The following is a 19,804-nucleotide window of genomic DNA, read 5'->3' on the forward strand; positions in this document are numbered from 1 at the left end:
TGAGATTCCTCGATCGGAAGTAGGCAGGCACGGACTTCGACCGGCATCGGGCCGAGGCGATTATTCGTGGGTGGTGATGGCGTGCCGGATGAGCGCGTGGGCGTCTGCGCCCTGGACCGCGCGTTCGGTGAGGGTGTCGAACACCGCCAGGTAATCACCGATATCGGCAGGATCGGTGATTCGCAGGCTGCCGGTCACCGTCTCCACAACCGCCTGGTCGTGGTCGTAGATGATGAAATTTGTTGACGCGGTGTGGAAGTGGGTGTTGCGGGGCAGGATGCCCAGAGTCGAATTCGACGGCAACGGGCGCAGCAGCATCTCCAGTTGCGTGCGCGTGGTCTCCGCGGCACCGACGATCGTGTACAGCGCCTGCTCACCGAGCACGAAATGCATACGCCCCTCGGACACGCGCCAGCGTCGCTGCCGCGCCAGCCGCTGCTCCAACGCCGCCTGAACATCGCCCTGGTCACCGACACAGATGTCCAAGACCGCGCGAGCGTAGTCGCGGGTCTGCAACAACCCCGGCACCACACCCGGATCGAACCAGCGCACCACGACCGCACCGGACTCCAACCGCCCGGTCCGCTGCTGCAACTCGCTCGACGGATTCCCCCGCCACGCCACGAACTCCGGCCGCGGCGATGCCACATCGACAGCCATGCAACCTCCAATTATCTTGCCAGTAAACAGTTTTGAGTCACGATCAACAGTTAGGGCCTCCCGGCCAGGCTGAATCACAACGAACTGGCCCCAGCAACGACTCCGGTTCCAATCGTGGCCCCGGAGCGGCGCCGGGAGGACCGCGCAGCGGTGAGGTACCGTAGGCGTACCGTAGGCATTTCCCCGATCAGACGCTGAAAAAAAGGGACGCGGAGATGGTGCGAGGGCAGGAATGGACCGGATTCGAGGCCGCTGCCCTTCAGGAGGCGATGCGTAAATCGATTCGGCAGTTCGCTGCTCTGCTGGGCGTCGAAACCACCACAATCAACAACTGGCGTTCGGGCCTGAGCACGGTCAAACCGCGCCCCCAGACGCAAGAAATCCTGGATACGACATACGCGCAACGCTCAACCCCGGAGGACCGCGCACGATTCGAGCAGATCGTCACAGAAGGGGAAGCCGCATGGAGACGCCGACACTCAGTTCCTACGCGCCGCCCCCCAACGACCGCCTCCCGAGCCAACGCTGCCCTTTCGACTCACGACGTCAGCCGCAGTCAGTCCGAACGTTCCCTCGGCGGGGCACAAGGCCGACGATGGTCGGGCATCGACACAATCTCGGCCGACGGTGAGGACTTCTCCGCCCTCGCTGCTGACATCGAGACGGCATTCTGGGCGGCCGGAAATGTCGATCACACTGGGCCGCTGCGGCCCCTCTCCACCCTCATCGCCGCAAGCCGGACCGTCACTCGACTCAACATGGTCGGCGAATACTCGACCCTCGCAGTGATACTCGCACCACTGATCACCGATCTGTACCGACACACACACGAAAACGACCCCGCGGAACAACGCATCGCCTGGGACGCACTGACACAAGTAGCTTTCGACACGTCCGTGGTCATGCGCGCACGCGGACACCTCGCGCTGGCATGGACGGCCGCACAGGCAGCAGATCACGCCGCGCAGACGATCGACAGTCAATCGGGCGCTGCCGCAGCGGCATTCGTCCGCAGTCAAGTCCAATTGGCTCGCCCCGGCTCTCTGACCGCCGCCCTGGATTCGGCGGAGCGCACCGCGACGGCGGTCGGCTCGCGGGCAACGACCGCGGGTGATCTCCAAACAGTGGGGATGCTGCACCTGCAGGCAGCATTGGCGACTGCGGCAGTCGGCCACGATCCACACGATCACTTGGACCATGCCGGCGAGTACGCTGCTCGGCTTGAGGGCCGTATCGCCACCGATCGTTCATCGATCATCGGAAACACGACGTTCGACTCGTCGAATGTTGCGCTGTGGAAGATGTCGGTGGCCATGGAAAGACATGAGCCCGAAGCCGTACTCACCCACGCGCGAAACCTGCGTCCTGAGACGCTGCCGACTCCGGGCAGAGCCGCGCAGTACTTCGTCGAAGTCGGACGCGCAGCCGCCTCACGCCGCGACTACACCACTTCGCTCGACGCACTACTGCGAGCCGAAACCATTGCACCAGAGCAAGTCCGGAACATGGACACCGTGCAACAGGTGATCGGCGACCTACTGCGCAATGCCACACGTGGCGTCGTCGCTGGCGACCTGGGCAAGCTTGCCCAGCGAGCCAGGGTCGCCGTCATCTAGCTCGGACAGACATGGTCCCGACTGCCATGATGAGCTCATGACTGAGCGAACACAGGTGTTGTACGCGATCGTGACCGGTGCACCACCGGCAGCCACGATCGGCGAGCTGGTCAAGCTAGCACAGGCAGACGGCTGGGACGTGTGCGTCGTCGCCTCTCCCAACGGCGCCCGCTTTATCGACACCGAGGCAGTGGCGACACAGACCGGACACCCCGTCCGCTCGGAATTCAAGCAACCAGGAACCGACGACTTGCTCCCCGCACCGGATGCCATCATCGCCGCTCCATTGACCTCGAACTCGCTGGCCAAATGGGCGGCCGGAATCGGCGACACATTGCCACTCGCGCTGCTGGTCGAGGCGGTCGGCGCCGGGCTCCCCGTGGTCGCGATCCCACATGCCAAGCAAGAGCAGATGCACTTCCCAGCCGTACGCGAGGCACGCAACCGGCTCACAGAATGGGGGGTGCGCTTCGTCCGGATAACTGATGACGCAGACACCGGACCGATGCCGTGGGCGGCGGGGCTGAAAGCCCTCGGGTGATGGGTAGACGCAGCGCAACGACAGCGCAGCGGTCGGGCGGGCGATTGCAACTGTCTGATCCCGGTAGTGTTTCGTTCCCGCGGATGGCGCCTCGCTCCCTCGTTGATCAGAAGGGGGACTGCGCCAACGACTAGTGCGTCAGCGAACGGAAGTAGTTCCGGCAGCACGTGTCCGTCGGTCCCGCTGATCAGCCCGTGCAAAAGCCATCGACTATATGACCGCCCACACCCCGGCGACGGCATCGGCGGTCCGGTCGTGCGCGGCGGGTTCGGGCGCAGGGAGAATCTTCCCCAAGGTGCCGACCCGGAGGTCGATGACGACCAGGACCCGCGCGATGTCGTGAGGAAACGCGAATCTGGTCTCGCGGAGACGGTCGCCGATGTCCCTAACATCTCCGACGCGGCGCAGGCGGGTGTGGGACCTGCGAGCATGATGTAGCAATGCGGCGAGAAATCCAAAGGGGCGGGGAGCTTCGGGTCTACCTACACGATCGGCAGGCCAAGGCCGTCGCAGCGCTAGTGTTCTGCGCCTAAAATCCGTTGCAGATATCGTGCGAGGGAGTCGAGGATCTCCTCGGCTGTCTTGCGCCAGACGAATGGGCGTGGATTGGTGTTCCATTGGTCGACCCAGTTGCGGACGTCTTTCTCCAGTGCCGCAACGCTTTTGTGGACGCTGCGCCGCAGGAGTTGCTGGGTGAGGAAGGCGAACCAGCGCTCGACCTGGTTGAGCCACGAAGATCCGGTCGGGGTGAAGTGCACGTGGAATCGTGGATGCCCGGCCAGCCATTGCTGGACCAGCGGGGTCTTGTGGGTGGCGTAGTTGTCGCACACCACGTGCACATCCAGCTCGGCGGGCACGGCCTTGTCGATGCTGGTCAAGAACTTGCGGAACTCGGTCGCCCGGTGCCGCCGGTGCAGTTCACCGATCACGGTGCCATCGGCGATGTTGAACGCGGCGAACAGGCTGGTAGTGCCGTGGCGGGCGTAGTCGTGGGTGCGGCGTTCGGGCATGCCCGGCATCATCGGCAACACCGGCTGCGATCGGTCCAGAGTCTGCATCTGACTCTTCTCATCGACGCAGAGAACGACAGCTCGTTCTGGCGGATTGTGGTACAGGCCAACAACATCCACGACCTTCTCCACGAACAACCGATCGGTCGAGATCTTGAAACCATCACTCAGGTGCGGTTTCAGCTCGAACCGCCGCCAGATCCGCCCGATCGTCGATTTCGATAACCCGGTCCGCTCGGCCATCGACGACCGTGACCAGTGCGTGGCATCGGACGGGACCTGTTCCAGGGTCATCTCCACCACGTGCTGCACCTGGTCCAGCAGGATCGACGGCGGCCGGCCGGGTCTCGGCTCATCGGCCAGCCCCGCCAACCCGTACTCGATGAAACGGCCCCGCCACTTACGCACCGTCATCGCCGACACACCCACCTGGGCCGCCACATGGGTGTTGAACGCACCCGGCTCGGCGCAGGCCAGCACGATCCGGCACCGCAACGCATACGCCTGCGTCGAGGTCGCCGCCCGCGCACCCCGCACCAACTCCCGACGCTGAGCCTCGGTCACAACCAAATCCGGCCCCGACCTCGGCCGCCCCGTCCTTGCCACCGACGAATCCTACAATTACACAACGGATTTCAGGCGCAGAACACTAGAGGCGATGGCGGAAAAGGACTTCCTCGCCGATCCTGACCGCGCCGTTGAACAGCTCTACGCCGAGTATGTGCTCTGCGCGCTCGAGGTCGGCACCCGCGAGCAGGTGACGAGCAACGGGACTCAGGCCACGACACTCGAACGTCGCGATCCCTTCTTCGGTGACAGCCAATCGGTCCGGCGGTCCGTGATTACATCCACGTCAGCGACCTGTCCTCCGCTCACCTGCTGGCACTGGAAACCGTACAGCCCGGCCGCCACGACATCTACAACCTCGGAAACGGCAACGGCTATACCAACGCAGAAGTCCTCCGCACCGTCAAAGAGGTCACCGGCGTCGACTTCCCCGTCACCTACGCCGGACCTCGCCCAGGAGACCCGGCTATCTGTATCGCCTCGAGCGAACGAGCCCACCGCGAGTTGGGGTGGAAACCTCAGCGGCCGGAACTGACCACGATCATCTGTGATGCCTGGAGGTTCCACAAGTTCCGGCACAGCATGGCTTGAGTTCCGTTCGATAAGTGGCGCAGCCGCCGCCGGGCGGGGGCGGTCGGCTGCAGTAAATCCGTCTAGTTTTGCAGCAGATCCGTCCGTTTCCGAAGATGGACCACGTGTGGTCCCGCAGCTGTTGAGCGACCCTTTCTGCGTGCACCATAGGTTGCGACGAGGTCTGATGCGGAGTGATCTTCGACGTGACAGCCGTAAGACCGGAGAATGTCGTGGAATTCGTCGGCTATGAAACAGGACAGCCACGGCTCCCCCAGTCGCGCAGTGCTTTCCGCACGCGTCTGCAGCTGGTCGGCCGTTGCCTCGTCGGGTGGGTAGAAGTAGTCGAGAACCGCTTCGCCGCCGCTGTGGTCGGTGATGTAGCCGAGCACATCGTCGAGCGCTGGTCTGGAGAGGTACGGCGTCACGCCGAGCGCGATGTAAACAGCGGGGCGGGTCCGGTCCAAGCCTGCTTTGGCCAATTCGCCTGCCAGCGTGGCCTGTTCGAAGTCGATCGGTACGAAGGTGAAGTTGTCCGGGATGGGGATTGAGGCTTCGGTGAGTAGCTGTCGTTTCCAGTGCTGAGTATCGGGGTGGTCGACCTCGAAGAATCGTGCGTCGTCGTGTGTTTCGCGGTAGGCAGTAGTGTCGAGGCCGGCGCCGAGGATCACTACCTGATCGACTCCCTTGGCGATGGCGGCGGTGATGCGGTCGTCGGCGAATCGGGAGCGTGCGAGCACGTACAGGCCACGGCGCTCGGCTACGTCGGTGGCAAGCCCGCGGTCGAGCACGGTTTCGTCGAGGACAGGGGCGCAGAGTATCCGCTCGGCGAGTGGGTCGGTCAGGATCTCTGGGTGCAGTTTCGAGTACTTGGCTCTGATGTGCGCCATGGCTGCGGCGGTTTCGCTGGGTCGTCCGGTCCGCATGATCACCCTCTCGTCCATGGGAAAGTCGGGAATTCAGCTCTCTGCGGTGGCGGCGGGGCGTATCGGTTGTCGGGTGGAAACACGACTGGTAGCGCGGCAAGGGATCGGTGGAACGGGCCCGGCCGGTACTGCAGCTCCTCAGTGGGCACCGCCAACTGGATATCTGGTATGAGATCGAGCAGGTAGTCGATTGCGTCCTGCGCGATCAGGTATGCCGCATTTCTGGCCGGGCAGGCGTGTGGGCCGGTGCCGAAAGCCAGGTGCGAACGATTACCCGAGAGGTCGACATCGTCGGTGCTGATGGCGGGGTCGTTGTTGCAGGCGGCGATGCTGATGACGACCGGCTGGTGTGCGGGCAACCATGTGGAGTCGACGAAGACCGGCTGCCGGGGGTAGGTGATGGAGAAGTTGGCCATCGGCGGGTCCTTGAACAGGACCTCGTCGAGAGCGTCGCGGGTTTGCAGGCTGCCACCGAGCAAGCTGCCACCGAATCGGTCGTCGGTACACATCAGCCGCAGGGCGTTGCATATGAGATCCGGCACCGCTTCCAGGCCAGCGCCGTAGAAACTCATCAGCTGGGCGATCACCTCGTGGTCGTCGAGCCGGGCCGGATGCTGTATCAGCCACGAGGTGATGTCGTCGCCGAGTTGGTCACGCTTGAGTGAGACAAGCTCGGCCAGCGCTTCGGTGAGCGTGTTCACACCGATCTGCGCAGTGGCGTCACTGTCGAACCGCGCTGCCGTGCCCGCGGCGACCTGATGGTCGATTTTCCCCGAGTGGCTCTCGTCTGCGCCCGCAATGAGTTCAGTCAGCACGGAGAAAACCAGGGGGTAGGCGTACTGAGACACCAAGTCGGCATTGCCAACTGGCCGGAAAGTCGCGATCAGTGGGCCGGCGAGGCGCTCGATTCGTGCGTGCATGGCATGCAGATCGACACGTTCGATCGCCGCGACGGATGGTTGGCGATAACGAGTGTGCTCGGGCCCGGTGGTGTATCGCGCGGCTGGATGCCACTCCATCATCGGCCGCAGGGAACAGTCCCCGGGAATGGCCTGCTGCCAGTATCTTGGGTCGGCCGGAAAGTGCTCGGGATCGTGGAGGATCCGCACGGCCGTGTGGTAGCCGAGAACTAGGGTCGCCGGGACACCCGGCGCCAGCTCCACCGGCGCAAGCGTGCCGTACTGCTGCCGCAGTGCTCGGTAGACCGCGTGCGGATCTCGGCGAAACTGTTCGTCGTGGATCGGGACGCGGCGGTCATCGCTGGTATCGACGGGCGAACCATGGACAATAGGGCATGTCAATGTAACGTCACTCCATTTATCGGAGCCCCAAAACGCACAACTGGGGGCCTGGCATTCGTAGCGTCGTCTGCGCAAAAGTGGAATTACCTGGAATTCAATCAAAAGAGTGCCAGATTCGACGGCGTCACCGGAACCGGTTGCACATACCCAAAAACCCACCTACCCACGGCGGAAATCAATGCCGCGGATACGCCATAGAGGCGCGTCGACAAGGGGCGGTCGAACCGGGAGGAGACGCTGAAGTTGCAGCGTGTCAAGCATTTTCGAGCCGTCCGCATCAAAACCACGAGAGGCGGAATGGAGCGTCGGGAGTGGACGACTTTTCGCTATACCCATTAGAGCTTGCGGCGCAATGGGTATATACCCAAAAACCTACCTACCCACGGCGGGTGGAGCCTGGCGTAAAGACCGTGCGCCCCTTTTCGCGATATAGTTGCCGACATGATCAAACCTGGGGGGAAAGCACTCGGTTCGGTACCGGCACCGACGCACGGCTTCGTCGGCCGCGAAGATGAACTCGAGCTCGTCAGCACTTTGCTGACCTCAGGACCGCATCGGCTGATCACCTTGGCGGGGCCAGGGGGAATCGGGAAGACGCGACTCGCCGACGAGGCGGCTCGTCGAGTCAAGGCTCAGGGGCTTCGGGTGCACTGGGTACCGCTCGCACGACTCCCAGTGGACGCAGAGTACGTCCAGGTGGAACGGGCCACTGCCTCTGCGGTGATCTCGGCCGATTTCTCCAATCGCTCGACCTTCGACGCGCTGGAAGCATCGCTGCGCGGAGTCGACGGAGCCGTGCACAATGGCCGCGTGCTGCTCGTGCTCGACAACGGCGAGCACCTCCTCGATGCTCTCCGCACTCTGATCGAGCGGCTACTCGACCGGCTGCCGAACCTGGTCATCATGGCCACCAGTCGCAGCCCGGTGGCCTGGCGCGACGAATATCTGCACGTGGTTCGGCAGTTGTCGGCCTCCGAGGCTCTGATGATGTTTCGCCAACGCACCGAACTGATCGGCCGGGCTGTGGAGTGGAGCGCGAAAAATACCGCGACTGCGGCCGAGATCTGCAAACACATCCAATACCACCCCTTGTACATCCGACTGGCGGTCGGCCGGCTGCGGTATCAGGCTTTGACCGATCTCTGCAATGAGCTCACCGGACGCGCGGACGACAAGCGGCTGGAGTGGACGACCGGAGCCCGCGCTGGCGCCGATGCCCGGCACCTCGGAATCACCAACGTCATCGCCTGGAGCTACCAGCTGTGCAGCGAGAAGGAAAAACTGCTGTTCACGCGGCTGTCAGCGTTCGCGCCAGCAGGTGACATCAACCCCGACGACACCGATGACGCCGCGGATGCGGGCGCCGGCCTCGACGCGATCATCGCCGTGTGCAGCGACGACGAGCACCAGACCGAGGACAGCGGTGACGAGGAACAGGTGAGGCTGTCCACACGGGAGATCGCGGGATTGCTGGAAAGCCTCGCCGACAAGTCGCTCGTCACAATCCATATCACCGCGAGCGGACAGCGGTACTCGATGCCCGAAACGTTGCGGGTGTACGCGTGGGACCGGCTGCGCGACGACGGTCCTGGCGAGCCGACGCGGTTGGCTCGACGACACCTCGCCTACTACCGAGACCAGGTGGCCTCGGCCGCAGATAACTGGTTCAGCCCGCGCGAACGCGAACTGGTCCGTTGGGCACGGTCGGCGTGGGGGAATATCGTTGCGGCGATCGAGACCAGTATCACCGTGCAGGGTGAGGCCGCCGCGGGTCTGGAGATATGCCGTGGCCTGATCACCCTGCGCATTCCTTTCGTGCGAGGGTCGATCCGCGACATCCGTGGCCTGGCCGAAGGGTGTCTGGAAGCCAGTCGAGCACTGACCCCGCAACCTACCGACCTACAGATCGAGCTGAAAGCCGCGCTGGCATGGCTGGCTATACGGTCAGGCCAGGGGCCCGAGGCTGCGCGCCTGCTCAATGAGGTGATCCCGCACCATCTCTCGGACCCGGACGGCACCGACTGGTTGAACCACCCCGAACAGGATCGCGGCCTGCCGCCCGTCATCGAACTCGTAGAAGGCACCAGGCTCTTTCTCTCCGATGAAGACGAACGAGCGATCCCCGTCACACGACGGGCGCGTGCGAAGTTCCACGACATCGGCGACCCGGTCGAGGTGTTCGCAGGGATGTTCGGCGCCATGGCCGCCGCGCTGCTCGGATCGGCCGCCGAGGCTCACCAGATCGCCCGCTGCGCCGTCGACCACGCGGAAGCGTCAGGAGCGACCTGGGCGGCCTCGTGGGTGAAGCTGGCCTGGGCCGTCACGTTGACCAAACACGGCGACCCCCACGAGGCAGCCGCCGTGTTGCGCGACACGCTGTCCTATCAGCTGTCGTTCGGTGACCAGTGGGGTGCGATGTGGAGCGCCGTGCTGCGCACCTGGGCGCTGGAACGCATGATCGTCGGCGAGGATCCCGATCGAGATTGGAAGCTAGCCAACGAGATCGCGCACATCTTGGGCGGCACCGAAACGCTGCGCCGCTACCTCGGCGTCGACATCACAAGCATGGGATGCTTCGCCAAGATGTGCCTCCAGGCCGAGACATCAGCTCGCGAAGTACTCGGCGCCGAGAAGTTCGCGGCCGAGATGGCCCGCGGTGCGGAACTCAACCCCCACACCAACGACGTGCACCGGCTTGCGCTCGGCGAACCTGTCCTCACCGTCGACCCGTCCCCCCGCGAGGTCGCCCGCCACGGCGGACGAACCACACAGAACAGCCCGCTCAAATACGTGGCAACGCCCTGGGAGAAGCTCAGCGCCACCGAGCAAGAGGTCGCAGTTCTTGCAGCGGCAGGAAATTCGAATGCCAAGATAGCCAGGCACCGCCAAACGTCTGTCAAGACCGTCGACCGACAAATATCCTCAGTACTGGACAAACTCGACATTCCGAACCGGCACCACATCGCCGAATTCGTGCCGGATCATCTCCGGGCACAACAACGCAGACTCCGGTAACAGCCGGGCCTCGTTCGATTTGCACAGGGCGCACTGCCATATGCAGGTGACCCCTTGTCGTAGTTATGCGGATGACTTTCATGTCTACCCACACGTGTGTACCCACGCGCGAACCAATTCACACGGACTAGCGGCCGACAGAATGCCTGAGCGCCTTTTTTACATGGAAGGAAACAAGCACGGCGGTAGAACAACTGCCAGGTGAGGACCTATTTTATCCCGCTCGGAAAGGCTCGTGGGTAAGTACTGTTCAGGTCAGCGTATGGGTATGCACCGATTCGGATGCAGCGCGAATATGTGACAGTCGTCTTGTCCAGTTCCAAGGCTTTCTCCGCCGGAGAAAGCCGTGCGAGCACCGCTGTATGTAGATGTTCGGATCGCCACCGCGCGGTGTCCGGTCCCTGCCTATTCGCCATGCTGCCGGATTTCTGGCACTGCACGAAGGGTTTCTCATGTCCAAACCTGTTTCGCGTGATCCGATCGCCATTGTGGGCGCCGGTCCCACCGGTCTGACAGTCGGGATCGAATTGTTGTCTCGAGGGGTCGAGTGCAAGCTTTTCGAGAAGCGGCCCCGATCCTCCGATACCTCCCGAGCGTTCACCCTTCATGCGAGGACGTTGGAAGGCTTCGGGCGGGCGCGATGCGTCGAGCGTTTCCTCGAGCGCGGCGTCCGCCACCGAGGGATGACTTTCCACTTTCGCGGCGTGCCCGATGTCGAGCGCCTGGACTTCACGGCGCTGGATACCCCGTACCCGATGATCCTCATCATCGAGCAGCAGGACACCGAGGCGGCGCTGCGGGAAGAATTCCTAGCGCTGGGCGGCACAATCGAGTGGAACACCAAGCTGGAATCTGTCACGACCAACGGGGATGGCCGGATCACCGCTGTCTTCGACCGTGTCGGCGGCGGTCGTTGCCGGATGGAGATGCATCCGGACTGGTTGGTCGGATGCGACGGGCTGCGCAGCACCGTCCGATCTCTCATGGGAATCGAGTTCGAGGGCGATGAGTACGTCGGCTTGCAGTTCCGGATGATGGACGTGCAGATCGATCGCTACCCGGTCAGCGACGACGAGATCCACTACTTCGTCGACGCGGACCACATGCTGCTCACCACGAAGCTCCCCACCGGCTACCGCGCGTTGATCAGCGACATGCGCGCCACCCCGGTAGCCAACCCGGCACCCGACCCTGTTGCCGCGCAAGTCGGGTTTCAGCCCGTCGTCGACGACTGGCTCCCCGGCGCACATCTCGGCATTCCGACATGGAACACCGAATATCCCATCTGGCGACGCCAAGCACGGGAGTACCGGCGCGGACGTCTCATCCTCGCCGGCGACGCTGTACACATCGGCTCACCCGCCGCCGGACTGGGAATGAACAACTGCATTCAAGATGCACAGAACCTCGGCTGGAAACTGGCGGCAGTCGCCAGCGGACGCGCACCGGAAACGCTGCTCGACACCTACCAAGCCGAGCGGCTCCCGATCGCCGAGCAGGTGGGAGAAGCCAGCAGCATGCTGCATCAAATCATGATGGCGCACGGCAATTCGATCGCCGAACGCCTCGAAGTCATCCGGCAGCAGCCCGGCTTCCACCACCGAGCTGCTCAACGAATCGCAGGGTTGACCCACCACTACCGCGACGTGATCACCCCGCCGCCGGGGCTGCCGCGACTCGACGGTCTCACCGCTGGCGACCGCGCCCCGGACATTCCCGTGACGCCGACGACCGGCGTGCACGAGCTGCTGTCTCATCCCGACTACACCCTCCTGGTGCTCCATCGACGCCGCAACTCAACGGTCGCCACCGATGTCGCCGAGGCCACCGCCCCCTATCGCCATCTGCTGCGAACCACAGTGATCACCGCACCCGAACTACGGCCTGACGCCGCCGGCGCCCTCGTCGCGCACGACCCCCGAGTACACGACCAATACGGCCACCCCACCGACGACACGCTGTGCCTGATCCGACCGGACGGCCATATCGCGCTGCGATTCCCCGCTCGCCAGGACCTACTCGCCACCGCCCTCAAAGAGGCGATGCTGACATGATCACACATGTCGAGCCTTACACCCCCGCGCCCGGAGGCTCGCGCAACATCGATGCAACCGACGCACCTGCCACGCCAATCGAACACGGTTACTCCGATGCACAAACGGCCGACCTGATCCGGTCGTGCGCCCCGCCGCACCCGCAGCCGCTGCGGGCCCTCAGAGCCCGACGGCCGCACCCAGTCGTGATCGGGCTGATTCGGCCGGATCTGCATGCATGCAGGAACCAGGCGATCGCGAGCGCGGTCACCTCGGCCGACCTTCACGCCATCCAAGCGACCGCGGACCAGTACCAGTGGCGGGTAGCCGACATGCTGCGTCTCCAACCGGGAGGCGACACCGACAGCACCGATCCCGTCGAGTGCCTGCTGGGCCAGGTACGCAGCCGGGGCGCCGATGCGGTGATCGTTCCATGCCGTCTCCACCTCCAAATCGGTGATCTTCGGGAGCGCGACGGCTTGGAGGCGGTGCGCCGCGAGTGTGCAGTCGTCACCTTGTCCCCGGCGCAAGTGTGGCCCTGCACCACCGGTTTCGTCCCCGTCTTCGGCACGGCCGATGCCACCGGGACGGCATCCAGTTCTTCAGCTCCACGGCACAGAGCCTGCACCTGGTCAGTGGAACGGTGGTGATCGCGATGTCGGGATGGCAGGTGGTGTCGGTGGTCGCCGCGATTCTCGCGACGATCAGCCCGGTGTTCCTCGGCCTCGCTTGGTCATCGACCACGGAAATCGAAACATCGTACCGAGCACCTATCAAGCCGAAAGCGACTGCATACCACTCCGTTTTGCCGCACATTCTGAGCCATGCCGCCCCGAAGCACAGACTCACGACGGCACAGGCACGGTCCGCCTTCCGCCTGCACCGATCCTGCAGCTGCGACGACTGCTTCTGCAAAGCAGCCGCCTACCAGGTACTGGTAGCGGCCGGCAAGGTCCGGCCCGCCCGCAAGGCGTTGCTGTGAGACTCGCACCGTGGGTGCCCTGGAACTACTGCGGGCCAACGAGATTCACAGCGAGATCAGACAGGTACGAAGAAGGGCTCCCACCGTTGTCACGGAGGGGAACCCCGGGGTGTGCTCCAGCTCACCACCGTCATTCACCGCCGTTGGAGCCGATTCAGGAACAAGAGGAGAGCCTGGCACATGTCCAGAGCAATGGCAGAGGCGATCGGTCCAGGCGGGGACAGGAAGGCTTGCAGCGAACCGCTCCGGGCAGGCCATGACGTGCGTCGGGTTGGAACGGGAGATCAGAACCAGGCACCGTGGGCGGAGGATGGGCCATGGCGAGGCAGAGGCCAGCCACCGACACGGGAGGGCATAACGCCATATCTCACCAGCAGCGGCCTGCAGTTGTCACCGGAGAACCCAGGACTCGAGCCCTCCGCACCCCGTCGCCCGGTAATGCAGGACGACCGGCTCGACGTTGCGAGCGGCCGGCTCGGCGAGGCCGCGTTGGATCGGGTCGTCGCCGCGGAGCTCGAGGAACACAGGGTCTATCAAGGCTTCGCGACATTGGGACGCCAGATCACACAATCGGAACTGGCAGAACACACGTCAATGTCCAAAGACCACATCGGCAAAATGCTGCGCGCGCAGCGGCCCGTGTACGTGCGAACGCTGGGGGCCCTCGCCGCGCCACTCGGGCTGCCCACCGAGGTGTACGACCATCTCCGTGAGCTGATCCTACGCAACGAGGATCCAGCACGACCCGCGCCCGACGCAAGCCCGCCGCCTGCCCATATGCGGGATGCCGTGACTGCCATCCAGTACCCTGCGATATTGCTGGCGCCCGGACTATTCGACGTCCACGTGCTCAACGAGGCTGCGACACAAATGCTTCCGCGACTCGATGAAGCCGGCAACCTGCTCCGGTGGCTCTTCTGCGATCCGATAGCGCGGACGGTGTTCGCGGAAGACACTTGGCACCTCGTGGCGACAGTATGCAGCTACGCGCTGCACTACCTTTCACGCGGCATCGTGTCTGAGCAGACGCGAGCAAGGCTGATTGCAGAAGTGTCCAAAGCACCAGAGTTTCCGCGAATGTGGGCCGCGCGCATGGAAGGCCAGCTATTCCCGGTGCGCGTTACTATCGCCGTTCCGAACCAGCCGACGCAGACCATACCGATGACCCTCACTGTCTCGACCCCGTGGCGTACGCCAGCGAACCACTTACAGATGTCGCTGGTCCCGTGCACGTGAGACCTGATGGACTGGAGCTGCCTCCATTCAACAAGCTTCGAGAACAATCTGCTTCCGCTGGCGTCTCGCTCCTCATGAGAGCGCAATGGAGTGAGAACAGGGCCAAGAAGGACGCGCACGATGAAGCGATCTAGTACATCCACGCTCGGAGTCGGTGATCGATCAGAGCCGGTGGCCTGAATAAACGCCGCAGCTCTGTAGTGCCCCCGGTCGCCCTCGAATTCAAACGTTGGGTCGGGATCCACAAGATCAGACGGACTACGGGAAAATTCTATGCTGGGCAGCGTGATTCGGCGTCGTTTCCCGTCTCTTGATACTGCGACGGAGGCGGGTATAGCGAGCGCGAGCTCTTGTTAGCGTGACAACTGCTCGGTGGTACAGCACATCGTCGAATCGGGAGTCTCCGCGGTAGCGGGCACAACGGCGGTATTCGAACCATGCGCGGGCAACAGCATCGACAGCGGCGCCGATCTCCCGGGATGAGACGGCGTGGTTGATGTCATCGATCAGCCGTGCTCGCACGAGTGCGCTGACATCGTCAATGCCCATCTCCCACAACAGCACTGTCCCGGTTTCGCAGGTGCTCGTAGCGGCAGTGTCGGGATCGATCCAGTAATCCACCGTCGCCAACAGAAACGCTGCTCGCAGGATCACGACTGCAGGGTGCTCGAAGGGCACATCCCCCTCCATCGCGGCTATCAACCGACAGCTGGTCGGTAGTACCGTGCCAGTCATCGGTGCGGGCCTCTGGGAGGTTGCTGCGACTCGCTGCGTAGGGATGCCGCAGGGTGTAGACGACGTATCGAGCTGCTGAAGAATCTCAGGCCCTGGTGTTGCCGAGGGGAGGGAGCAGACGATGGTCGGCGGGTGGGCATCTCCGGCCGGGGAAATGTGCGGGTCCAATGGTTCAGTCATTGCGGTAACCGCCCGTGTTGTGGTCTTGATGGGATGCTGGAGTTGGTTGATGCACGATGCGAACGTTGACCGCTTTCCGGCCGTTGCGACTGGGGACGACGTCGTAGGTGACGGTGTCACCGGCAGCAGGAGGGTCGGCGCCTTTGTCGTACAGACCGGAGAAATGCACAAAGATATTCCCCTCTCGTGAACCACCGGCGATGAACCCATATCCACGATTCCTGCCGTAGCACTCCATAATTCCTTTCTTCACCGACCAGGCTCCTTTCATATCTCGGCGCGCCATGAAGAGGCACCGTCCTATGGGTTCAAGCTGGCGTCCCGGGAGGCGGCTGCGGTGATAGCCTCGCCGATCGCGGCCAGCGCGGGCCGGGCCCGACCGCGTGGCGGGTGCAGCCAGACTCGATGCGGGTTGCCGGGGGTAGGGAGCACGACCGTGGCGTTCCAAAGCACCGGTATCGCAACTACTTTGAACAACAGACGCGTCGCGCGTTCGGCATCGTCTGGCGAGACAGGCGCATCGCCCAGCAGCGTCCACAAACGATGTCCGCGCCGATCGAGAATGCTGGAACCGTGTCGACAAGTGCGACCACTGCACGGCCCAGCGCAGGGTAAATCAACACTGCTGACACGGATATCGCCGAGAGATTAATGGCACCTGTTCGGGAGCAATGTGCGCATCGAGCCCGAATTCTGAGCGGTAGACTCGGCATCTATCCTCGCTTTCGCACTTAGTTTGACATCCAACTTCTAGAACGGCTACAACGGTCACTTTTTGTTTCTTTCAAAGTCGTGGAATTTCGACAGGACGCGTGGCTGTCGTTTCCGCGCGGTGCGTCGGCGCTCTCGCGCCAGGCTCGCGTGCGTCACACGGGACTCGACGACGGATCGGCCAATACGCCGTGTCGCCGGAATCCGCTGGTGTCGGGCCTCTGCGAGAGACCGTCGGGGGGTGTCCAGCGTTGGAGCCGGTCGCGCAGCGGGTCTGGTACCGTCCCGCCGCCGCCTCAGCGAGCCGGGCTCGGCGTCGTGTCCGAGAGTGGGATTTCGGCGTGGGTGATCGTGCCGCCGGTGGGCGCGGTGCAACGTGAAACACGTGTGCATCGTTGACGGACCAGATCAGGGATAGGCTCGTGGGAGTGGTTCTCGGATTCGTGCACCTCGATAAGGAGGGCATGCGTTGTTCGATGGAGCCGTACTCTGATCTCGTCCAGTACCTCGACCGGTTCGGTCGGCATCCGAGCTTCGATGAGTGCGCACAGTACGGCCTCGACGTCGGTGCGGAGGTAGCTCAATCCGGCCTGCGACAAATGCCACCACGCCTTCAGGGATGTAACTTCCAGCGCCGCCGCGAACGCTTTCACCGGGAATTGCCCGACCAGGACTGGAGCGGCATCGGTCTGCGAAATCCTGGCCACCGGTTCGGGCAGATACAGCAGGCGCGTCTGCGCGTGTATCCGTGAAAGTTGTTTCAACGCAGTAGTTCTGGACGTGGCGAGCCCGTCCAGATGCTCGGGTCCCGGGATGATGACGGTGCCGCCCTGGGGGCGTAGTTCGGACAGCAGTGCCTGCCATGCCACTGCGCGCGTGCGGCGCCGCCCGGACTCGAGCAGACGGCCCACATCCATTCCCCGCCGCTCGGCGGTGGCGGAGACCGCGGGTATCAGCTGTCCGCTCATTGAGCGGTCTGCGTCGATGATCAACGACCACAACGCATCAGCCGGGGGAATCGGTTCCGCGAACACCCGCCGGAGACGACCGCCGGATTCCGCTGCTACCCGGCCGATTCGCTCCTCGACTTCGCTCGACGGGCGCAGAAGCAATGCCAGCTGCATGTATCCATATGTCGGTACAGCCGTCATCAGGTTCGGCCTCCCGATCCGAAACGGAATGCGTAGAGATTCCCGGCGTGAAATCCGCTGCGCAGGTGGACAATTCCTCGATGGGTTTGTCGGCTGGGTCGACGCCGCCGTCTTGTGAGCTGTATGCGTGTCATAGCGTCACCTCGCGGACATGCGCGCGGGCTCGTGTCGCCAGCATGTCGAGCAGCACGGTCTGCGGGACGGTCATACCGGACAGGTGGCCCGGGGCGGCGATCACCGTGTGCGCGTCCGCGCGGCAACACTCGCACACCAAGTCCAGATAGGCGGTCGGCACGATCGTTTCGGGTGAATGCTCTCGGAAGACGGCAGCCATCTGGAAACCCAAATGCTGAGCCGCCTGGGTGATCTGCTGCTCGGCGCGATCACCGTCATCAACGAGATCCATCCGCAAATACCCGTATGCCAGGGGCAACAGTTTGGTCATCAACGACCTCCCGGCACGGCATCGACGGTCGTTTCGACCGCTGCTTGTGCGACGCGAAGGCGCATATCGCGGCAACGGGGCGTTATCAGCGGCTGGTGTGACGTTGGGGAACTTATTCGCTCAGCAAACATCGGTCCCACCTCCATGTCTCGCTTGCTTCATCAGGCCGGCACGCCGGTTGCGTGCTGTGACCGCCTGACATCCCGCCGGTCACAGGCATGGCACTCGTGGCCGGAGTCAGTGACCTACGCGTTGTGAGCGGGCCCGGCGGCTGCCGTTTCCTGCGCGGCGTGGTGATCCCTGACACATCGAATAGTCACATGAAAATTCACGTGAATCAATACCGCAATTTTCACGTGTCGTACCATGTTCAGAATCACCTGGTCGTCGTCCCCGAATCCGCGATCGGGCAGGCTGAGCAGGCTGGCGACGACCAAAAACTAGGAGGGCACATGGCGATTCGGGGCGACTCCGCGGCTGTGGCGTACTTGGTCGGCGCCGAACTCTCGGCCAGGCGGGCCCAGGCCCACAAAACGATCGCCGACGCGGCGAAAGCTCTCGGCTGCTCGAACGCCAAGATCCACAACATGGAGTCCGGACGCAATCAACAGCGACCCGACGAGGTCGAGACGTTGGTGCGGTTCTACGGGTCGAGCCAGGTGGATATCGACAGGTTGTGCGCCCTTGCAGCCTCGGCTGACGACCGCGCGGCGTGGTGGGCGCCCTGGTCGGACGTCGTACCCGATTGGCTGAAGACCTTCGTCGGATTGGAAGGGCTGGCAACGCACGCCCACATCTACGCACCCCAAGTACTCCCAGCTCTGGTGCAAACCTCGGGCTACAGCCTGGCAGCGACCGAGGGCGACATGCGGGTGCGCGCCGATCACAACGACCGCGTCGTCGCGTTACGTCAGGAGCGACAGCGAAGAGTTACCGAAAACGAGGACCCGCTCGAACTCGAAGTCTTCATCGAGGAAGCCGCACTCGACCGCCCCATGGGGCCGCCCGAGGTGATGACCGAGCAGTACCAACACTTGCTCGAGCTCGGGGATCTGCCGAATGTCTCACTCTGTCTGCTGCCGATCAGCATCGGGCGCCATGACGCCATCGCTGGGCGTTTCGTCCTGCTGGACTTCGCCGAAGCGAGCTCGATCGCGTACGTCGAGATGCGCCATGGTGCCGTCTACCTGCAAGAGTCGCGGGTCGTCGACGGGTACGCTAAAACTGTCGAACAACTGCGCGACGTTGCACTCTCCGCTACGGCAACAGCGGAAGCAATCAGAGAGCGCATCAACGCGTAACGCACCACCGGGAGAGATGATGTTTACCGGCCCACGACGTGCAGGCCGCAGGACCAGTACCTACAGCGACCACGGCAACGGATGCGTGGCAGTCGACTTCCTCAGCGACTCGACCGGCTCCCACACGGCGCTGATCGAAGTCACGGACACCAAACTCACCGACAGCCCAGCCATCCTGTTTACACCAGCGCAGTGGTCAGCATGGCAAGACGAAGTTGCATCGAACGAGCTCACCAATACCAACGGATGCGTCAACGTCACCGCAGCGGAAGGGACATGGCGGGTAGATGCGGTTGACGGTACCGCCACCTTCCTGTTCAACGAGACAGAGTGGAGAGCCTTCCGCAAAGGCGTGCTCGACAACGAGTTCGCCGCTAACGTCGCTTTTGCCACTAGCTAACCCGATACAGTGCGGTCCGGTTCGGTGAGGGGGTTGGACGAGCCTGCGCAGTGCAAATCGATCGACCTAATCTGCGAGTCCGAGTAAATGCACCCGCCCGGCTCTATGGATGGCGGTTTCGATCTCGCGCGGCAAGCTGTGGGTTCAGGGCGGTAAACCACCTTGTTCTGAAAGCCCTCTGCACCTGGGGATGATTCGGACTCGCTTGCATCTACCACGCAGGCGCCTCGCCTGAGCGTCCATCGTGATCCAGCAGTCGGTCGAGCGACAACATGGCACCTCCGTTGCCGACCCTGGCCGCTCGGCGCAGAAGGCGTTCCGCGCCCGCCGAGTCACCGCGCTGATGTAGGCACGAGGCGAGCCCGTCCATCGCATCGGAGTCGTCAAGATCGAACGCGCGCCGGTCTTACTGTTCGGGGTTAGC

Annotated in this window: 18 protein-coding genes; 10 read left to right on the forward strand and 8 right to left on the reverse strand. The window is 63.4% G+C overall.

Features of this window, described 5'->3' with window-relative positions; translation table 11 throughout:
* Positions 1–60: 60 nt before the first annotated feature.
* Positions 61–660 carry a DUF5753 domain-containing protein gene (locus C5E41_RS14365; RefSeq protein ID WP_146097549.1) on the reverse strand — a complete coding sequence of 200 codons (600 nt, stop codon included), beginning with the start codon at positions 658–660 and terminating at the stop codon, positions 61–63.
* A gap of 215 nt (positions 661–875) precedes the next feature.
* On the opposite strand from C5E41_RS14365, the gene C5E41_RS14370 reads away from it, so the two are divergent.
* Together C5E41_RS14370 and C5E41_RS14375 are read left to right on the forward strand one after the other, a co-directional pair.
* Positions 876–2,276, forward strand: a complete 1,401-nt coding sequence (locus C5E41_RS14370; RefSeq protein WP_104376344.1) for a hypothetical protein — start codon at positions 876–878, stop codon at positions 2,274–2,276.
* 37 nt (positions 2,277–2,313) lie between these two features.
* Entirely contained in the window at positions 2,314–2,817 is a 504-nt protein-coding gene (locus tag C5E41_RS14375; protein WP_104376345.1) for a flavoprotein, read from the forward strand.
* 515 nt (positions 2,818–3,332) lie between these two features.
* On the opposite strand, the gene C5E41_RS14385 is transcribed toward C5E41_RS14375, so the two are convergent.
* On the reverse strand, positions 3,333–4,433 hold the full coding sequence (locus tag C5E41_RS14385; RefSeq protein ID WP_104376347.1) for an IS630 family transposase: 1,101 nt from the start codon (positions 4,431–4,433) through the stop codon (positions 3,333–3,335).
* Between the two features lie 216 nt (positions 4,434–4,649).
* Here C5E41_RS14385 and C5E41_RS34465 point away from each other — a divergent pair, with 216 nt between their 5' ends.
* On the forward strand, positions 4,650–4,985 hold the full coding sequence (locus C5E41_RS34465; RefSeq protein ID WP_146097565.1) for an NAD-dependent epimerase/dehydratase family protein: 336 nt from the start codon (positions 4,650–4,652) through the stop codon (positions 4,983–4,985).
* Positions 4,986–5,047: 62 nt separating this feature from the next.
* On the opposite strand, the gene C5E41_RS14395 is transcribed toward C5E41_RS34465, so the two are convergent.
* On the reverse strand, positions 5,048–5,908 hold the full coding sequence (locus C5E41_RS14395) for a class I SAM-dependent methyltransferase (RefSeq protein ID WP_104376348.1): 861 nt from the start codon (positions 5,906–5,908) through the stop codon (positions 5,048–5,050).
* The gene (locus tag C5E41_RS14400; protein WP_308706059.1) at positions 5,893–7,350 is read right to left on the reverse strand and encodes a cytochrome P450; all 1,458 of its coding nucleotides are present in this window, start codon (positions 7,348–7,350) and stop codon (positions 5,893–5,895) included. Before C5E41_RS14400 ends, C5E41_RS14395 begins: the two co-directional genes overlap by 16 nt.
* 282 nt (positions 7,351–7,632) lie before the next feature.
* On the opposite strand from C5E41_RS14400, the gene C5E41_RS14405 reads away from it, so the two are divergent.
* The 5 genes from C5E41_RS14405 to C5E41_RS14425 all read left to right on the forward strand — a co-directional run bounded on the left by C5E41_RS14405 (position 7,633) and on the right by C5E41_RS14425 (position 14,457).
* Entirely contained in the window at positions 7,633–10,206 is a 2,574-nt protein-coding gene (locus C5E41_RS14405; RefSeq protein WP_104376349.1) for an AAA family ATPase, read from the forward strand.
* Positions 10,207–10,658: 452 nt separating this feature from the next.
* Positions 10,659–12,260, forward strand: coding sequence for an FAD-dependent monooxygenase (locus C5E41_RS14410; protein WP_181063244.1), 1,602 nt, complete (start codon positions 10,659–10,661; stop codon positions 12,258–12,260).
* Positions 12,257–12,889 carry a hypothetical protein gene (locus C5E41_RS14415; RefSeq protein ID WP_104376351.1) on the forward strand — a complete coding sequence of 211 codons (633 nt, stop codon included), beginning with the start codon at positions 12,257–12,259 and terminating at the stop codon, positions 12,887–12,889. The genes C5E41_RS14410 and C5E41_RS14415 overlap by 4 nt, the downstream gene beginning before the upstream one ends.
* Positions 12,883–13,221: a hypothetical protein gene (locus tag C5E41_RS14420; protein WP_146097550.1), complete on the forward strand. Its 339-nt coding sequence runs from the start codon at positions 12,883–12,885 to the stop codon at positions 13,219–13,221. Before C5E41_RS14415 ends, C5E41_RS14420 begins: the two co-directional genes overlap by 7 nt.
* A 438-nt stretch (positions 13,222–13,659) precedes the next feature.
* Positions 13,660–14,457, forward strand: a complete 798-nt coding sequence (locus C5E41_RS14425) for a helix-turn-helix domain-containing protein (protein ID WP_104376353.1) — start codon at positions 13,660–13,662, stop codon at positions 14,455–14,457.
* 258 nt (positions 14,458–14,715) lie between these two features.
* Here C5E41_RS14425 and C5E41_RS14430 read toward each other — a convergent pair whose 3' ends face one another.
* From C5E41_RS14430 to C5E41_RS14445, 4 genes are all read right to left on the reverse strand, one after another.
* The gene (locus C5E41_RS14430; protein ID WP_146097551.1) at positions 14,716–15,135 is read right to left on the reverse strand and encodes a hypothetical protein; all 420 of its coding nucleotides are present in this window, start codon (positions 15,133–15,135) and stop codon (positions 14,716–14,718) included.
* Positions 15,136–15,364: 229 nt separating this feature from the next.
* Positions 15,365–15,625: a cold shock domain-containing protein gene (locus C5E41_RS14435; protein ID WP_181063245.1), complete on the reverse strand. Its 261-nt coding sequence runs from the start codon at positions 15,623–15,625 to the stop codon at positions 15,365–15,367.
* Between the two features lie 754 nt (positions 15,626–16,379).
* Positions 16,380–17,234: a hypothetical protein gene (locus tag C5E41_RS14440; RefSeq protein WP_146097552.1), complete on the reverse strand. Its 855-nt coding sequence runs from the start codon at positions 17,232–17,234 to the stop codon at positions 16,380–16,382.
* A 130-nt stretch (positions 17,235–17,364) separates the two neighbouring features.
* A complete protein-coding gene (locus C5E41_RS14445; RefSeq protein ID WP_104376357.1) occupies positions 17,365–17,679 on the reverse strand; it encodes a hypothetical protein in 315 nt (104 codons plus the stop codon).
* Positions 17,680–17,999: 320 nt separating this feature from the next.
* Here C5E41_RS14445 and C5E41_RS14450 point away from each other — a divergent pair, with 320 nt between their 5' ends.
* Positions 18,000–18,980, forward strand: coding sequence for a helix-turn-helix domain-containing protein (locus C5E41_RS14450; RefSeq protein WP_219823161.1), 981 nt, complete (start codon positions 18,000–18,002; stop codon positions 18,978–18,980).
* Between the two features lie 19 nt (positions 18,981–18,999).
* Positions 19,000–19,380, forward strand: a complete 381-nt coding sequence (locus tag C5E41_RS14455) for a DUF397 domain-containing protein (protein WP_258080992.1) — start codon at positions 19,000–19,002, stop codon at positions 19,378–19,380.
* Positions 19,381–19,804: the final 424 nt, after the last annotated feature.

This window comes from Nocardia nova (assembly GCF_002933465.1).
GTDB lineage: Bacteria > Actinomycetota > Actinomycetes > Mycobacteriales > Mycobacteriaceae > Nocardia > Nocardia nova_B.